The following is a 16,845-nucleotide window of genomic DNA, read 5'->3' as shown; positions in this document are numbered from 1 at the left end:
TGGTGTTGATCACCTGGCCCGCATTTTTCCTGGACCTCGGAATGCAGAAGTACTGGAAGGCCAAGTCAGGATGCGTCAGGCACCTGGTGGTGAAGCCCAACGCCATTGCGCAACTTCAGGCAAGTCTTCGCCATGTTCGATGAGGTAGAGCTTGTGCCTTTGCATCATTGCCCAGTAACGGACGCGGGCCTGTTCGAGCTGGGGCTGCAAGCGTGGCACGCGCTCGAACACATCGAGCAGCAGCTGGTAGCGGTCGAGGTTGTTGATGACTGCCATGTCGAACGGCGTGGTGGTTGCGCCCTCTTCGCGAAAACCGCGCACATGAAAGCGTTGCGGGTTGGCACGTTTGTAGATCAGGCGGTGGACCAACGCCGGATAACCGTGGAAGGCGAAGATGACCGGTCGATCTTCGGTGAACAGCCCATTGAAGTCGCTGTCGGACAGCCCGTGAGGATGCTGTTGCGACAGTTGCAGCGCCATGAGGTCAACGACATTCACCACCCTCACGCGCACATCAGGAGCCTGCTCCCGCAGCAGTGTAACCGCCGCCAGCACCTCCAGTGTCGGCACATCGCCCGCGCAGGCAAGCACCACCTCGGGCATCTCGTCATCGTGGGAGGCCCAGCCCCAGCGTCCAATACCTGACTGGCAATGCACGGCGGCCGCTTCGCTATCGAGCCATTGCCACTCCATCTGCTTGCCGGCGACGATCACATTGATGTACCCACGGCTGCGCAGACAATGCTCAGCCACCGACAACAGGCAATTGGCGTCAGGTGGCAGATAGATCCGCGCAAGATTGGCCTTCTTGTTTGCCAGCAGGTCGAGCAAGCCCGGGTCCTGGTGCGAGAAACCATTATGGTCCTGCCGCCAGACATGCGAAGTCAGGAGGATGTTCAATGAGGCGATCGGCTTGCGCCAGGGCACCTCGGCAGCTGTCTTGAGCCATTTGGCATGTTGGTTGATCATCGAATCGACAATATGGATGAAGGCTTCGTAGCAGGAAAACAGGCCATGGCGGCCCGTCAGCAGATAGCCCTCCAGCCAGCCTTCGCAGATGTGCTCACTGAGGATCTCCATGACCCGCCCCTGTGGCGAAAGGTTTCTATCATCGCTGGCCCGAGCATCCAGCCACACCTTGTCGGTCGCCTCAAATACCGCATCCAGACGGTTGGACGCCGTTTCGTCGGGGCCGAACAGGCGGAAATTCTGCGACGCGATGCTGTTCTTCATGACATCGCGCACATAACCGCCCAGCACTCTGGTTGCCTCGGCCCGCACCTGACCGGGGCCCGGTATCGGCACGCAGTAATCGGCGTAGTGCGGCAAATCCAGTGCCCGCAATAAGAGACCACCGTTGGCATGGGGGTTCGCGCTCATGCGCCGCCGGCCAGTCGGGGTCAGCGCGGCCAGCTCAGGCAGCAACGTGCCCTGTGTGTCAAAAAGCTCATGGGGACGGTAACTTTCGAGCCATTGTTGCAGCTGCATCAGGTGCGGCGCTTTGTCAAGGTCCGCCAAAGGCAACTGATGGGACCGCCAGGTGCCCTCTACGCGTTGCCCATCCACGTACCTGGGCCCCGTCCACCCTTTGGGGGTACGAAGAATCAGCACCGGCCACAATGGCCTATCGACCGCATGCGGGTCTTCGGCATGTCGCGCCAGGCGCTGTATCTGGCTGATCTTCTCGTAGATGACATCCAGCGTCCTGGCCAACGCGCGATGGACCTCCATAGGCTCGTCACCCTCGACAAAATAGGGATCATGACCATAGCCATACATGAGGCTGGTCAGTTCCTCCTCGCTGATCGTCGACAGCACGCTGGGGTTGGCGATCTTGTAGCCGTTCAGATGCAGGATGGGCAGCACCGCACCGTCGCGGGCGGGGTTGAGGAACTTGTTGCAATGCCAGCTGGCAGCCAGTGGCCCGGTTTCGGCCTCACCATCACCAATGACGCACGCCACGATCAGTTGCGGATTGTCCAGGGCGGCACCATAGGCATGGGCCAGCGAATAGCCCAGTTCGCCCCCTTCGTGAATGGACCCAGGCACATGGGGACCGACATGGCTGCCAATGCCATAAGGCCAGGAAAACTGCCGAAAGAGCCGGGCCATTCCAAGTGCGTTGCGCTCGACCGATGGATTGAGCTCGGTGTAGGTACCGTCGAGGTATGCCTGAGCGACCAGGGCAGGACCGCCGTGGCCAGGGCCAGTTACGAACAGCACATTGAGGCTGTACTGGCGAATCAACCGGTTCAGATGGGTATAGACGAGGTTGAGCCCCGGCGAAGTCCCCCAGTGGCCCAGCAGCCGAGGTTTGACATCGGTCAAGGTCAAAGGCCTGGTCAACAAGGCATTGTCCTGCAGATAGATCTGGCCAACGGTGAGGTAGTTTGCCGCCCGCCAATAGGCGTCCAGGCTTTCGAGCTCTTCAGTACCGGGGAAATCACTCATGCCAGCCTCCTATCGTCATCACGCACGGGGGCGCTCAAAGGTCTTCGCCGCGAAGATCTTCCTCACGCCGGCTCTGTTGACGGATCAGCAGTGACAATTCGTGCAGGTGGTCCGACAGCAGGCCCACCAGGTCGTCCGCCGTAGCGATTCCGACCAGCAAGCCGAAATCATCGACTACCGGAATACGTCGAATATTGGCGCGGCGCATATTGAGGATCACATCGAACAGGTCCTCGTTCTGGTTGGCGGTGATCAGAGGCCGGGGCAGCACATCGACCGCATGCAGGTCTTCCTCATCTGGTGGGTTGCGCGCAATGATCCGCAACGCCAGGTCGCGATCGGTGATCAGGCCGATGGGCCGACAACGCTCGCGGTCGACATCTTCGGCCAGCACAAGATCCCCGACATGGTACTGATTCATCATCCGCGCCGCGGCATGGATGGAGATACCGGGTGGTGCGGTGACCACGTCCCGGTTGCAGTATTTGCCAATGGACATCATGTTCTACCTCCACAGGCGGAGCCTCCCTGCTCCTCGATGCAGCGTGGATGGGTGCTCATTTACCGCTCTTGATCGGAATCACCTTTTCCGGATGGATGGCTTCGGCGCGTTTGGGCAGGTGCACCAGCAGCACGCCCTTGTTGAACTGGGCGTTGATCTTCTCAGCGTCGACTTCACGTGGCAGCTGGAACACCCGTTCGAACCTGCCGTAATGGCGCTCGGACAGGTGATATTCCTTGCGTTTTTCGTCCACTTCTTCCTGTTTTTCGCCGCGGATCAACAGGTTGCCATTGACGAGTTTGATCTCTATATCCTTGTCCTCCACGCCAGGCAACTCGGCGCTGATGCGGTACTCCTCGGCCAGCTCGCTGATGTCCATGGCCGGCATCCCGTGGGTGAACAGGTCACGCCGCCAGAAAGGTTCGACATCGAACGGTGTGTGGCTGAACGGCATGCGCATCGGCCGCCGGCCGAAATCTTCGAACAGGCTGTCGATCTGACGGCGCAATTGCTGGAAGGGCCGCCACAGCTCCGAAGGTTCGAAGCTGGGCGGCGAAGCTTTGGTTGGCTGGGTGGCGGCGGGGGTAACAGGCACTTTCTTGGCAACTTCTGACATGGCGTCCTCCTCGAATGAGTAATGCCTCCCAGGGAGACGCCTTGATCATGCGCCGTGGCGCAGCAGCCCATTTGACCTTTATCAACAACGTGAAGTCCCTGCCGCCCGCTGGTTTGATCCTGGTCAAAGTGCCAGATTGGCCACCGTCTAGGCTAATTACAGCGAGTCATCATTACAGTGCGAGGCAGTCATGGACCGGGAGGGTGCCAGCGTCCGCTTGCTACAGACATTGCCCGGCCTGGGCATTCAGCAATTCGTGCGCCTGGCCCTTTCTAGCCAGCCATGCAGCGAGGCAATGGCTGGCCAGTACTGCGTGCTCAGTGGTCGTACCGCGTGCTGGCCATGCAGTTACGTGACCCTACCTGGCGTGGCCGGGCAATTTATCGTCAGCACCCAGAGTGCGCAGCCCCTGGGCCGGACGGGGGAGCTGTTCGACTATTCCGGGCCGCTTGGCAGCGCTTGGCCGCTGCCCCTGCAAAGTACAAAGTTGCTGGCCATCAGTCGCGCCGACGGCTTGCTGCCCTTGTTGGGTGCGCTGGATGAGATTCGCTGCTGGCTGCCCTGGGTACAATTGCAACTGTCACATGACGGCATTGCGGCCGAATTGCTGCCAGACGATTGTCGAACCTGGCTGTCGGCGCTGTCGCCATTGCCGCATGACTACAGCAGTGGCTGGTGGCAAACCAGACACTTGCTGACAACTTGCCGCCCGGACACGGTGTACTGTTGCGCACCGCCACAGGTGGCGCGCCAGATAGCCCAACTGTGCTGGCAAACAGGCGTAGCACCGCAGCGCATCTGGATACGCACGGATCATGTGCCACGCCCGATCGGGGTGGGGCACGCCCCCGAGAGCGGGCCTGTACAACGCTATGACCGGGTGCTTGCCGCGCTCAAGTGGGCGCCTCCAGGCGGGTCAGGTTGACCAGGCCTTGCATGTCGATGAGCCTCACCTCACGCCCGGCGCACAGCATGAAACCTGCATGGACGAAGCGGCTGAACAGTCGGCTGACCGTTTCCTGCGTGAGGTCCAGATAGTTGGCGATATCACCACGGGACATGGGCAGGCTGAACACATCAGCCTGCAACCCTCGCGCCTGATAACGCGCGGACATGCCCAGCAGGAAGATCGCCAACCGCTGCTCGGCACGCCCATGGCAGCAGCGCAGGTGCTCGTCCTTCCCCTGGATCCCCAGGCTGAGCATGTGCAGCAGCTGATAGCGCAGCCCCGAAATCTGGCCGGACAGGTCCACCAGCTGGTCCAGCCTGATGGCGCAGACCAGTGAAATTTCCAGGGCAACGGCAAAGCTTCGGTAATGACTGGCACCAATAGCGTCCAGCCCAAGCATTTCCCCCGGTAGGAGAAAGCCGGTCACTCGCTCGGTGCCCTCGGCATTCAGCAGAAAATTCTTGATCGCCCCGGAGCGCAAGGCAAACACGTACTCCATGGGGTCATTGGCCTTGAAGAGGTACTCGCCCCGCTTCAACGGTCGGTTACGGCGGACAATTCGCTCCAGCCTGGCCACTTCGTCGGCACTGAGGCTGGCTGCCAGGCAAAGCCGGCTCAACGAGCACGCAAGGCACTTCACATGGGGCCTTGCCCCCAATTCCGCAGGGCCTGACATGACGATGCCTCTGCTTTTTTGCAAGGCGGGTATCTATTAACGTTAGCGGGTCCACTAAACGTTAGCGGTCTGTCCGACCAAGGGTCGGACGCTACCCCCCGGCTATACCCGTTTTTTTCTATCGGTTTGACAGGTCATGTGGGAAGCAATTGACAACTGTCAAGTCAGCGCTTGATCCGCTGCCGAAACTGAATTTCCTTGTTCATTCGACCCAGAGGACATTGCCATGGCGCCCGCCGAGACTTCCCGTGTGCACACAACGCCTTCGTTCCCCAAACCTTCGGGTGAATACTGGATCGAAGCCCTTGAAAACGGCGTTCACGTGTTGATCAGGCCCTTGCAAGCCAAGGACCGAGAACGCGAAAAAGCCTTCATCGAACGGCTGTCGCCCGAATCGCGGCATTTCCGCTTCCTGTGCCAGCTCAGGGAGCCCGGTGAAGCCATGCTCGACCAGCTGATGAAGGTCGATCAGGATCGGCAGGCGGCCTACGTCGCCTTGGCCCACGTGGATGGCGAATTGCAGGAAGTGGGCATTTCCCGCTACGCCACCGCCAGCGACAAGGACGAGTGCGAATGCGCCGTTACCGTCATGGATAGCTGGCAGCACCATGGCTTGGGTCGCCTGTTGCTCAAGCACCTGATCGACCATGCCCGGGCCAAGGGCTTGCGGCAGATGTATTCGGTCGACGCAGCAGCCAACCATGCGATGCGCGATCTGGCCAAGGCGGCGGGGTTCACCACCGCTGCTGACCCAGATGACCCCAGCCAGGTCATCCACCGACTCTCCCTGATCTGACCCTGGGCCGCCGCACCCTGACGGGTCAAGGCGCGGCGGCTGACTACGGGAGTCTCCCCATGAACAGCCCTTCGAAGAAATTGATGGAAAAACTCTACGGCAAGCAGTTTCAGGTCGACACTGCCGATATTGCCCCTGTTCTCCATCAGTACGCCGAACCTTTGCCGGACCTGGATACGCCGGCATTCGCAGCGCTGTTCGACCGCTACGCTGACGCGCGCGTCATCCTGCTGGGCGAGGCAAGCCACGGCAGCAGCGAGTTCTATCGCGCCCGAGCGGCGATCACCCGGCGCCTGATCGAACAGCACGGCTTCAACATCGTCGCCGTCGAGGCCGACTGGCCGGATGCCGGGCATGTCGATCAGTACGTTCGCGGCTTGACGCATTCGGCGTGGAAACGCCATATTTTCAGCCGTTTTCCGACCTGGATGTGGCGCAATAGCGAAGTCAAAGCCTTCGCCCATTGGCTGCACGGCCACAACCGCCTGCTGCCCACCGACCATCGCGTGGAATTCCGCGGCCTGGATGTCTACAGCCTGCGCAATTCCATCCATGAAGTCCTGGCCTACCTGGACCGGGTCGATCCGCATCTGGCCCATGAAGCCCGCCGCCGTTACGGCTGCCTGACGCCTTGGCAGGACGACCCCGCGCTGTATGGGCACTTCGTCGAGCGTGGTGGCGTCATGCCTTGCGAGCAACCCGTGGTCCAGCAGTTGAATGTCATGCTCGCCGAGCAACTGTCAGGGCTTGTCCGCAATGATGAAGCCTTCTTCAACGCAACGCAGAACGCCCGCGTAATCATCGCTGCGGAACAGTACTACCGGGCCATTTACCGAGGTTCAACGGCTTCCTGGAACCTGCGCGACCGGCACATGTTCGACACCTTGCGCGCGCTGCTGGAACACCGAGGTCCCCACGCCAAGGCAGTGGTTTGGGCACACAACTCGCATATCGGCAATGCCGGCGCCACGGAAATGGGCTGGAAAGGCCAGTTCAACATCGGCCAGCTTTGCCGCAGCGCTTTCGGGCATGACGCGGTGCTGATCGGCATGGCCACCGACCGCGGCCAGGTGGCCGCCGCCGATGACTGGGACGGCGACATGCAGATCAAGGAAATCCGTCCTTCGCGCAGCGACAGCTGGGAGCACCAGTTCCGCCTCGCAGGCGTGCCAGCCAGCCTCAGCGACTGGCGCGACCCACAGCGCAAGGCGTTGCGCCATGTGTTGTCCACGGTGCTACTCGAACGCGCCATCGGCGTTATCTATCGCCCCGAGAGCGAACGGCTGAGCCACTACTTCGAGGCGGTGCTGGCCGAGCAGTTCGATGCGCTGCTCTGGTTCGAGCAGACCCAGCCGGTGACTGCCCTGCCCTTGCCGAAACAACAGCATCTTGAGCCTGAGGACGAAACCTATCCATTTGGTGTATGAGCCTCGGAGAAGCCCCATCAGGCCGGTGCGCAACTTGCGCAGCTTCATCGTCTGCGTGCGCACTTCACCCCTGTACTCAGTCATGGGGTGCACTCCGGGAAAGCGCTTGGTGATCGGCTTGCCCCATGAGCGTCATGACTTCTTCGTCTGATGTTTGCGGAAAATCCTGATACCAATAGCCTACCGACACCAACCGCTCAGGCACCAGCGGGCACACCAGTTCATCGACTTCACCGCACAGGGCTTCGAGCGTTTCTGGCGGTGCGACCGGGACGGCGACCACGATCCGCGCCGGTGACTGGGCACGCGCAGCCTGGATCGCCGCCCTCATCGTGGCGCCGGTCGCCAGCCCATCATCGATGAGAATCACCACCTGATCCTTGAGCTGCAGGGCGGGCCGCCCTCCCCGGTAGGCCTGCTCGCGCCGCGCCAGCTCCTCGGTTTCCCTGTCAACCACGGCGTCGAACACCGCGGGGTCTACCGGATAGATCCGCAGCATGTCGTCATTGAGGAAAGTGATTCCGCCGCTGGCTATCGCACCCATGGCGAACTCGGGGTGAAATGGCATGCCGAGCTTGCGCACTACCAGCAGGTCCAGCCGGACGTTGAGGGCGGCTGCGACTTCGTAGGCCACCGGAACGCCACCCCGCGGCAGTGCAAGCACGATCACGTCGGACCTGCCAGCGTAGCGAGCCAGTGGCTCGACCAGGCATCGTCCAGCCTGGGTACGGTCGGCAAACAAGGTTGGCAAGGCAAGATCATTGGACATGAACACCTCCCGCGCCGCAATGGCGCTTGTCATTTCAGCATTGGAGGGTGATGCAGGCGATGTTCCGCGCATAGCCTCGCGGGTGCTTGATGCAGATCAGAAAACCGTCATCGACCCTGAACTTGACCATTGTCAGAACCGAACCGGATGGCCGCGTTATAACGGCTGCACGAGGCACACTTCAGACCAGCGGGGGCCGCATGAACGAGCAGCAGATCGAACAGCCGCAAGCCTGTGAACATTGGGTCGAAAAGCTTGACGACGGTTCAGCCGTGTTGATCCGCCCGCTGCGCGAGGACGACCACGAACGGGACAGGCGCTTTCTGAGCACGATCGCCTACGAGGCCAGGCGCTTTCGTTTCATCGCCGGGCTCAGTGGCGCAATGCCCAGCCTCGACCCGCGGTGGATGCCGGTCGATCAGCATCAGCGCATGGCCTATGTCGCACTTGCCCATGTGGACGGCAAGTTGCAACAGGTCGGCGTCAGCCGCTATGCCGGCATAGCGGGCAGCTTGAACTGCGAATGCGCGGTGGCGGTCAGCGAGGACTGGCAGCGCAAAGGCTTGGGCAACCGCCTGTTGCAGCACCTGATCGAGGCCGCACGGCGCAATGGCTACCAGTGCATGGTCTCCCGGGACCTGGCGAACAACTATGCCATGCACCGGCTGACCAAGGCGCTGGGTTTCACCTCACGCTACCTGGGCGGCGACGTCAGCGAAATTGTCCATGAGCTGGACCTCAGCGCCTGAGTATCGCGCAAGCGGCGCGAAGGAGGCCTGACGATGTCTGGGCAACTGAAGGTCACGCTGTTCGATCAACCCGCTGCGTTGCACGCGGGCAATCCGATTCACCTGAAACTGCAGGCGACCCCGTGCAAGGATTCCCGCGTCAGCGGCCTGCGCCAGCCCACCGGCAGGCTGATACTCGACACGCCTGCGCTAATGGCGCTGGAACAGGGCGGCGATAATGGCGCACACAAGGACGACCCGGGGGCACCATGCTCGACACCGTGAATGTAGGCCATGGTGCGGTGGCCCTGGGCATCGGCATGCTGGTCGGGCTTGAGCGTGAACGCAAGAAAGGCGAAAACGAAGACCACGCAGCCGCTGGGCTCAGAACCTTCGCCATCACCGCCCTGCTCGGCTATGTCAGCATGCTGCTCGCGGGCGCGATGCTGGTCGGGGTGGCGAGCCTAGGCCTGGTGCTGATGCTTTGCATGCACTACCGTAAACATGCCGACAAGGACCCGGAAGTCACCAGCGAGGTCGCCCTGCTGCTGGTGCTGATCCTGGGCGCGCTGAGCTTCAACCAACCCGAACTCGCCACGGCAGCAGGCGTTGTACTGACCTTGCTGTTGGCCCTGCGCCGTCAGCTGCATCACTTCGTACTGCAGCAACTGAGCGAGCAGGAACTGCGCGATGGCCTGATGTTGCTGACGGTGGCACTGGTGGTGCTGCCGTTGACACCGGATCGTTTCCTCGGGCCCTATCAGATACTCAACCCACGCACGATCTGCACCCTGGTGGTCTTGCTGATGACCGTCGGGGCCTTGGGCCATATCGCCGTACGGTTGATGGGCCCCCGTTATGGCCTGCCCTTGAGCGCCATCGCATCGGGCTTTGCCTCCGGCTCGGCGACCATTGCGCTGCTGGCTCATCAGGCCCGGCAGCAAGGGACAACGTCCCGGCCTTATGCGGCGGCGGCCGTATTGTGCAACCTCGCCAGCATCAGCCAGTTCGCCCTGGTACTGGCAGTCGTAGACAAGCGCTTGCTGACGCCTTTCATTGCATCGATCGGGCTTGGGGGCCTAGTTACCGTGACCTATGGACTATTGCTGCTCGCCCCTTGGCGCACAACCTCAGGCACCACGGCAGCGCATCAAAGCGAGGGCGCCTTCAGCCTTTGGACGGCCCTGATCATCACACTTGCCCTGACCGGTATCGCACTATTTTCGGCCTTCCTGCTTCAGCATCTAGGCCACAATGGTGTGAGCATCGCAGCATTCGTCAGCGGGCTGGGCGATGCCCACGCGGCGATGGCTTCGGTGGCCGCACTGGTCGTCGCTGGCCGGCTTGAAGTGGCCGATCTGGTCACCCCGGGCATGATGGCGTTGACGGCAAACACGCTGACCAAATGCGTGCTGGCGTTCAGCAATGGCGGCTACGATTTCGCGCGATACCTCATTCCGGCGCAGCTCGTGATTCTCAGTGCGATGTGGTTAGGATTGCTCGCATAAGTCCGCAGGATTGCTGAGGGCGACGTGTGCCCCGCGTCGGTATGAAGTCCAAGTCAAGAAAACCAGCGAACCTGCGCTAAACAGACGAACCATTTACATGGCCGACACGTCCACCGCAAAAGAACAACGAGTTGAGTTCACAATGGCAAGTGATCCGGTCCTGGCCGTGCTTGGCAACCTTAAAGACCACCATCTGCTACTTACCAGAAGTGCCCATGTCCCTTACCCAAGGTCATCCCAGTAAGGCGGCGACCCGATCGCATCCAACAAGAACGCTGATACCGCGCTTACCTTCTTGGAACGAAGGCGGTTTTCAGGCGAAATCAGGTGAATCTGGCTTGTCACCGGTTCTATGGATCCCGTCCATTCCGGCAGCAACTGGATAAACTGACCGTTGACGAAATGCTCCTTGCCTAGCAACCAGGAGGGGAATAGAACGATCCCCATGCCCCCCAGCGCTGCCTCGACAAGCGCCTCGGCATTGTTGCTGCGAAATGGGCCCTGGACATTGATCACTTCCAGCTCGTCCTTCGGGTGTAGCCGGAAGTGCCAGCGCTGCATGCCGCCTTGCCCTTTGTAAACCAGGCAATTGTGGGCTTTCAGATCTTCCGGGCACTGCGGGGCCCCGTGGAGGGCTACATACTCAGCGCTCGCGCATAGCACGTAACGCTGGTCGCAGATCTTGCGGCCAATGAGTGCCGAGCTCTCCAGGTGCCCTACCCTGATTGTAATGTCTGCGCCCTCCTGGACAGGGTCGATGTACAGGTCCGAAAGCGTCAGTTCGACAACAAGTTCCGGGTACTCTGCATAGAGCCTTTCGACCAGGCGGACGATGTGCAGTCGGCCCAACGCGACAGGCGCATTGATTTTCACCAATCCGCGTATCTCACTGCCCTTTCCTCCTAGATCCTCGTTGGCTGCGTCCAATAGCTCCAATACTTCGCGGATTTGCTGGAAATAGCGCTCGCCAGCGTCGGTGAGCCTCACTGCGCGAGTGTTGCGGTACAGCAACTGCTGCCCGAGTTCTTTTTCGAGGGCTGCGATGAAACGGGAAACAGAGGATGCCGGCACCTGAAAGTGTCGGGCCGTTGCTGCAAAGCTACCCGTGACAGCAACCATCACGAAGTAACGATGCGCCTTGAGGTGCATCACTTCACTCATCGCCAATCGCTCCTTGTTCAGGGCCAGGGATCACGTCCCTGGCCGCTCCAGGTATTGCTAAAATCGCAATTAAGTCTTGCCAATCTGATGGATTGTGGCAATTGGAGCACGAAAATATCATTCCCGCTTCTTTGAGACGAGGCGTTTCCTACGATGCGGTTGTGGATCATTCCCTTGGTTGTCCTGGCGGGCATGGGGCTTTCGGTAGAAGCTGGCCTGCTCGGCCCCTTGGGTGCGCAAGTGGGCCATATCTGGGCCACGCTGGGCATTTTTGCCATCGGCACCCTACTGCTGACCTTCGGGTTGATCTTCGGTCGTCCACGCTTGGGCAAGCTGTTCTCACAGCCACGCTGGATGCTCAGCGGTGGTGTCCTGGGGCCGGTGTACGTAGGCGCATTGACGATAGCGACCCCTCACATTGGGGTAGGCCTGACCATGGTTGGGATCCTCTTTGGCCAACTCGGCACAAGCCTGGTCATCGATCATTGGGGCTTGCTTGGTAGCGCCAAGCGCCAGGTCGACCGATATCGAGTCGGTGCTTTGGTCGCCATCGTCGCTGCGCTTTGGCTCATCCACTAAGGAGTACCGCGATGGTTGTTCTGATGCTGTTGGTTGTGATGCTCGGTGGCGCGGTACTCTGCGCCCAATCCGCCATCAATGGTCGCCTCGGCGCCGACGTGGGCGTATTGGAGAGTGCATGGTTGACCTTCGCCATGGGCACCATGGTCAGCTTCCTGCTCGCCTTCTTCCTGGAACCACCCCATGCAATGAACCTGTTCACCGTTCCACGCTGGCAGGTGACCGGTGCGTTTTTGGGCGTTATCTACATGCTGGCCATTGTCTTTGCCATTCCGCGTATCGGGACTGCAGCCGCAACCGTATCTGTGATCAGTGGCCAGCTTTTGATGAGCTTGCTGATCGATCATTTCGGTTGGTTTGGCAATCCGGTGATTCCGCTCGAACTGCATCGACTTGCTGCGCTTGTATTGCTAACCATTGCTCTGGTTCTTATCTACCGCAGCAATGCCGCGCGCGCGACTGATCCCGAAGGTGCAGCGTCTGTCGCACAGTAAGCACCGACACGCCTGGTGATATTTCCCAATTCGTTGCCTGGTTTTCCTGCGGAGTACATCCGTACTCCGTTGATTTTCAGTCGCTGCCTGCCCGTCCTCATAGGGCTGCGACAAGCAGGAGGTTGGCTCGACCCTGCCTGGCAGAAGCGATGAGCACTTCGGCAAGCCGGCTGAACGTTTATTCAGCCGGCCCGGTCGCACAACAGAGACGCAGCCAACTGCGCGAACCCTGACCGTGAGGACCTTTCATGAGCGCGATCTCTCCCCATGGGGCTGAAGAGCACCCTATCTCTCTGACCCTCAATGGTCAGCCCCGAACGTTGCGGGTGCATCCCTGGATTACCTTGCTCGACCTGCTGCGTGAGCAATTAGACCTGGTCGGCACCAAGAAGGGTTGCGACCATGGCCAGTGCGGCGCCTGCACGGTGCTGCGCGACGGCAAACGCGTCAATGCCTGTTTAACCTTGGCCATAATGTGCGACGGTGCCGAGTTGGTGACCATCGAAGGGCTGGCCAGCGGCGACGTCCTGCACCCTATGCAGCGGGCCTTCATCACCCACGATGCGTTCCAGTGCGGATACTGCACGCCGGGGCAGATCTGTTCTGCAGTCGGGCTTGCTCACGAAGGGCGTGCCGACACCCGCGAGGCCATTCGCGAGCAGATGAGCGGCAACCTTTGTCGCTGCGGTGCCTACGGGAACATCGTCGCCGCGGTGGAAGACGCCTTATCGTCGATGACGGACGGGGCCCCGCAAGAACGAGGGCCGAAGCCATGACGCCCTTCAGCTACCACAAGCCTGCATCAGTCAGCGAAGCCGTGAACCTGGCTGACACCTGCTCGCACTTCATCGCCGGGGGCACCAACCTCGTCGACCTGATGAAAGAGAACGTGGTCCGTCCCCAGCGCCTGATCGACATCTCCGGCCTTGGGTTGAACGACATTCATGCCACCGCGAGTGGTGGCGTACTCATCGGAGCACTGGTGAGCAATGCCGAGCTCGCCTGGCACCCGATGATCGAGCAGCACTACCCACTGCTGTCAGACGCTATCCTGGCCGGAGCATCACCGCAGTTAAGAAACATGGCCAGTACCGGTGGCAACTTGCTGCAACGTACCCGGTGCTACTACTTCTACGACACCGGCACCCCCTGCAACAAACGTGAACCCGGCAGCGGATGCCCCGCGCGTAATGGCCTGAACCGCATCCATGCCATTCTCGGCGCCAGTGATGCCTGCGTCGCGACGCATCCGTCGGACATGTGCGTGGCGTTGGCAGCGCTCGAAGCGGTGGTGCATGTAGAAGGGCCGAACGGTGCACGCCAGATACCCTTTGCGGATTTCCATCGCCTGCCCCACGACACGCCCGAGCGCGACAACCAACTGGCAGTCGCTGAACTGGTAACAAGCATCGAGCTGCCGCCCCCGATGTTCGAACGTCATTACCAATATCTGAAAATACGCGACCGCGCCTCCTACGCGTTCGCGCTGGTGTCGGTCGCTGCGGCGATGAACTTCGATGGTGAGGTGATCCAGCAGGCTCGCCTGGCGTTGGGCGGTGTTGCCCACAAGCCGTGGCGGGACCCGGCTGTGGAGCGCCTGCTGGTCGGCCAGGTGCCTTGCGAAGCACTCTTCACCCGCGCCGCGCAAACGCTGCTGCGAGGTGCACAACCCTTGAGCCACAACGGTTTCAAGGTGACGCTCGCCCAGCGTGCAATCGTGCGGGCATTGAATGGAGCGGCGCGCGGCGTCGCCCACAGGGGGGCACGACCATGACCAACAGCACACCGGTAGTCGGCACGCCCCTGGACCGCGTGGACGGGGTGGCGAAAGTCACCGGGCAGGCGCGCTATGCGGGCGAATACCCCGAGGCTGGGCTGCTCCACGGCAGCGTCGTGTCCAGCACAATCGCCCGCGGTCGGGTACTTGCCATTGATAGCACCCAGGCGATGCGCGTGCCCGGCGTAATCGCCGTGCTCGACCATGGCCATCGTTCGCATATCTCCAGCTATGACGACGACTACAGCGATGCCGACTCCGCGGAAGGGTCGCCGTTTCGGCCATTGTTCAATGATCGGGTGTTCTACAGTGGGCAACCGTTGGCGCTGGTGGTCGCCCAAACCCTGGAACTGGCCCGGTATGCAGGCTCGCTGATCAGGATCGATTATGCCGAGGAGGCTCACCAGACAGACCTGAGCGCATGTGAACAGTCGCATGCGGCTCCCGCAGAAATACCGGCGCCACGTGGCGACTTCGCCGGGCAGTTTGCCGGGGCGCCGGTGCAAGTGGATGCCACCTACCGGACGGCCAACGAGCACCACAACCCGATGGAGCCCCATGCGTCCACCGTGCACTACAAGGCCGACGGCACCTTGGAAATCCACGACAAGACCCAAGGCACGCAGAACTGCCAGGACTACCTGCACAAAGTGTTCGGCCTGCCCAAGGCCAACATCCGCGTGCACGCGGCGTTCGTTGGTGGCGCCTTCGGCTCGGGCTTGCGCCCACAGTACCAGTTGCCGCTGGCAGTGATGGCGGCGTTGCACCTGCGGCGCTCGGTGCGCGTGACGCTGACGCGCCAGCAAATGTTCACCTTTGGTTACCGCCCCCGCACCGAGCAGCGCTTGCGCCTGGGTGCAGACGCAAACGGGCGCTTGCTGGCGATCGCTCACGATGCGCTTGGTCAGACATCCCGCTTCGAGGACTTCACCGAGCACCTGGTGGAGTGGAGCGGCATGCTTTACCACTGCGACAACGTCGTGCTGAGCTATCGCTTGGCCCCGCTCGATGTGTACACCCCGCTGGACATGCGGGCACCTGGCGCCGCATCCGGGATGATTGCGCTGGAATGCGCCATGGATGAGCTCGCCTGTGCCGCCCACATTGACCCGGTAGACCTGCGCCGGCGCAATTTCGCCGCTCATAATGCCAATGAGGGCAAGCCCTACTCCAGCAAGGAGCTGCTTGCGTGCTACCAGCAAGGTGCCGAACGTTTTGGTTGGCATACCCGCAATCCTCAACCGCGTAGTATGCGCAATGGCAACCAACTGGTCGGCTGGGGAATGGCGGGCGGCGTCTGGGAAGCCATGCAGATGAAGGCCAGTGCCAAGGCGCGCATCGATGCCCAGGGCCACCTGACCGTCAGTAGTGCCACCACCGATATCGGGACCGGCACCTATACCGTCATGACTCAGATCGCAGCTGACGCGGCCGGTACCAGGGTGCAGGATGTCACGTTCTTACTAGGCGACTCCTCACTCCCCACCGCACCGCTTCAGGGCGGATCGTTCACGGTGTCGTCGGTAGGCTCGGCCGTGCGCCAGGCTTGCCAGGTACTGCGCACCAAGGTGCTGGAACATGCGCGCAAAATGTACCCCCAGGTGGCCAGCACAGCCCGGCAGCAGATCGTTTTCGCCGATGGTTACTTGCACGCGGGCAGCCATCGCCTGGCCTTGGCGGACATCGTCGCCAGCGCCCCCAACGGTGAGTTCGAGGTGCAGATCGATGCCGAGCCCGGTGCCAGGCGCCAACCGTTCTCCACTGCGACGCATTCGGCGGTGTTCGTGGAAGTCCACGTCGACGAAGACCTCGGCGTGGTCAAAGTCACCCGAGTGGTCAGCGCCGTGGCGGCTGGCCGGGTGGTCAACCCGAAAACCGCGCGCAGCCAGATCTTGGGCGGCGTGGTATGGGGGGTAGGCATGGCGCTGCACGAAGCCGCGTTGACCGACCATCGGTTGGGCCGAATCGTCAATCACAACCTCGCGGAATACCACATCCCGGTGAATGCAGACAGCGGGGATATTGACGTGATTTTCGTTGAAGAGCACGACGACATCGTCAACGACCTGGGGTCCAAAGGTGTTGGCGAAATCGGCGTCGTGGGGGTAGCTGCCGCGGTGGCCAACGCCGTCTACCATGCCACGGGCAAGCGTGTGAGGGAGTTTCCGATCACGCTCGACAAACTGCTGTGATCGGTCGGGGGCCACGCCCCCGCACGGGCTGGTCTGCTGCCTTGACCGTCAGGCATCGTCACCGGCCTGTTCCTATGGTGAGTTGGCTGGGGTTATTACGACGCAACAAATTGACCTGAAGAATCTTTCGCGCCCCTTGTCAGCTAATCCAAAAGTATTGGGAGCAAGTCCAGGCAGTGCTGCATCCGAATTAAACACAGTCTGTTCTGTGTCGATGAAT

17 protein-coding genes are annotated in these 16,845 nt (G+C 61.1%); 11 read left to right on the top strand and 6 right to left on the bottom strand.

The window, feature by feature from the left end; translation table 11 throughout:
- Positions 1 to 75 precede the first annotated feature (75 nt).
- From OO258_RS05725 to OO258_RS05715, 3 genes are read right to left on the bottom strand one after another with little or no spacing between them, the layout of a single operon-like run.
- Positions 76 to 2,451 carry a phosphoketolase gene (locus OO258_RS05725; RefSeq protein ID WP_266029170.1) on the bottom strand — a complete coding sequence of 792 codons (2,376 nt, stop codon included), beginning with the start codon at positions 2,449 to 2,451 and terminating at the stop codon, positions 76 to 78.
- Between the two features lie 34 nt (positions 2,452 to 2,485).
- Positions 2,486 to 2,950 (bottom strand): CBS domain-containing protein, encoded by a 465-nt coding sequence (locus OO258_RS05720; RefSeq protein ID WP_266029169.1) that lies wholly within the window; start codon positions 2,948 to 2,950, stop codon positions 2,486 to 2,488.
- 58 nt (positions 2,951 to 3,008) lie between these two features.
- Entirely contained in the window at positions 3,009 to 3,569 is a 561-nt protein-coding gene (locus OO258_RS05715) for an Hsp20/alpha crystallin family protein (RefSeq protein ID WP_266029168.1), read from the bottom strand.
- Positions 3,570 to 3,759: 190 nt separating this feature from the next.
- Here OO258_RS05715 and OO258_RS05710 point away from each other — a divergent pair, with 190 nt between their 5' ends.
- Positions 3,760 to 4,494: a hypothetical protein gene (locus OO258_RS05710; RefSeq protein ID WP_266029167.1), complete on the top strand. Its 735-nt coding sequence runs from the start codon at positions 3,760 to 3,762 to the stop codon at positions 4,492 to 4,494.
- Here the strand turns inward: OO258_RS05710 and OO258_RS05705 are convergent.
- Entirely contained in the window at positions 4,463 to 5,194 is a 732-nt protein-coding gene (locus tag OO258_RS05705) for a helix-turn-helix domain-containing protein (RefSeq protein WP_266029166.1), read from the bottom strand. The two genes, OO258_RS05710 and OO258_RS05705, sit on opposite strands and share 32 nt — an antisense overlap.
- Before the next feature lie 226 nt (positions 5,195 to 5,420).
- Between OO258_RS05705 and OO258_RS05700 the strand changes: the two genes are divergently transcribed.
- Positions 5,421 to 5,990, top strand: coding sequence for a GNAT family N-acetyltransferase (locus OO258_RS05700; RefSeq protein WP_266029165.1), 570 nt, complete (start codon positions 5,421 to 5,423; stop codon positions 5,988 to 5,990).
- A 59-nt stretch (positions 5,991 to 6,049) separates the two neighbouring features.
- On the top strand, positions 6,050 to 7,417 hold the full coding sequence (locus OO258_RS05695) for an erythromycin esterase family protein (protein WP_266029164.1): 1,368 nt from the start codon (positions 6,050 to 6,052) through the stop codon (positions 7,415 to 7,417).
- 76 nt (positions 7,418 to 7,493) lie between these two features.
- Here the strand turns inward: OO258_RS05695 and OO258_RS05690 are convergent, their stop codons facing one another.
- Positions 7,494 to 8,186 carry a phosphoribosyltransferase gene (locus OO258_RS05690; protein WP_266029163.1) on the bottom strand — a complete coding sequence of 231 codons (693 nt, stop codon included), beginning with the start codon at positions 8,184 to 8,186 and terminating at the stop codon, positions 7,494 to 7,496.
- A 200-nt stretch (positions 8,187 to 8,386) separates the two neighbouring features.
- On the opposite strand from OO258_RS05690, the gene OO258_RS05685 reads away from it, so the two are divergent.
- From OO258_RS05685 to OO258_RS05675, 3 genes are read left to right on the top strand one after another with little or no spacing between them, the layout of a single operon-like run.
- The gene (locus tag OO258_RS05685; protein ID WP_266029162.1) at positions 8,387 to 8,935 is read left to right on the top strand and encodes a GNAT family N-acetyltransferase; all 549 of its coding nucleotides are present in this window, start codon (positions 8,387 to 8,389) and stop codon (positions 8,933 to 8,935) included.
- A gap of 33 nt (positions 8,936 to 8,968) precedes the next feature.
- Positions 8,969 to 9,199, top strand: coding sequence for a hypothetical protein (locus OO258_RS27460; protein WP_280341217.1), 231 nt, complete (start codon positions 8,969 to 8,971; stop codon positions 9,197 to 9,199).
- The gene (locus OO258_RS05675) at positions 9,184 to 10,422 is read left to right on the top strand and encodes an MgtC/SapB family protein (RefSeq protein ID WP_266029161.1); all 1,239 of its coding nucleotides are present in this window, start codon (positions 9,184 to 9,186) and stop codon (positions 10,420 to 10,422) included. The genes OO258_RS27460 and OO258_RS05675 overlap by 16 nt, the downstream gene beginning before the upstream one ends.
- Before the next feature lie 222 nt (positions 10,423 to 10,644).
- Here OO258_RS05675 and OO258_RS05670 read toward each other — a convergent pair whose 3' ends face one another.
- A complete protein-coding gene (locus tag OO258_RS05670) occupies positions 10,645 to 11,583 on the bottom strand; it encodes a LysR family transcriptional regulator (protein WP_266029160.1) in 939 nt (312 codons plus the stop codon).
- Positions 11,584 to 11,736: 153 nt separating this feature from the next.
- Between OO258_RS05670 and OO258_RS05665 the strand changes: the two genes are divergently transcribed.
- The 5 genes from OO258_RS05665 (at position 11,737) to OO258_RS05645 (ending at position 16,625) form a co-directional block, all read left to right on the top strand.
- Positions 11,737 to 12,162 carry a DMT family transporter gene (locus OO258_RS05665; RefSeq protein ID WP_266029159.1) on the top strand — a complete coding sequence of 142 codons (426 nt, stop codon included), beginning with the start codon at positions 11,737 to 11,739 and terminating at the stop codon, positions 12,160 to 12,162.
- 11 nt (positions 12,163 to 12,173) lie between these two features.
- The gene (locus OO258_RS05660) at positions 12,174 to 12,656 is read left to right on the top strand and encodes a DMT family transporter (protein ID WP_266029158.1); all 483 of its coding nucleotides are present in this window, start codon (positions 12,174 to 12,176) and stop codon (positions 12,654 to 12,656) included.
- Between the two features lie 248 nt (positions 12,657 to 12,904).
- Complete coding sequence (locus OO258_RS05655; protein ID WP_266029157.1) at positions 12,905 to 13,432, top strand: (2Fe-2S)-binding protein; 528 nt, start codon at positions 12,905 to 12,907, stop codon at positions 13,430 to 13,432.
- On the top strand, positions 13,429 to 14,430 hold the full coding sequence (locus tag OO258_RS05650; RefSeq protein ID WP_266029156.1) for an FAD binding domain-containing protein: 1,002 nt from the start codon (positions 13,429 to 13,431) through the stop codon (positions 14,428 to 14,430). The genes OO258_RS05655 and OO258_RS05650 overlap by 4 nt, the downstream gene beginning before the upstream one ends.
- Entirely contained in the window at positions 14,427 to 16,625 is a 2,199-nt protein-coding gene (locus OO258_RS05645; protein WP_266029155.1) for a xanthine dehydrogenase family protein molybdopterin-binding subunit, read from the top strand. The genes OO258_RS05650 and OO258_RS05645 overlap by 4 nt, the downstream gene beginning before the upstream one ends.
- Positions 16,626 to 16,845 lie beyond the last annotated feature (220 nt).

Source organism: Pseudomonas sp. DCB_BI (genome assembly GCF_026240995.1).
Taxonomy (GTDB): Bacteria; Pseudomonadota; Gammaproteobacteria; order Pseudomonadales; family Pseudomonadaceae; genus Aquipseudomonas.
This window is presented reverse-complemented; position numbering and strand designations above follow the sequence as displayed.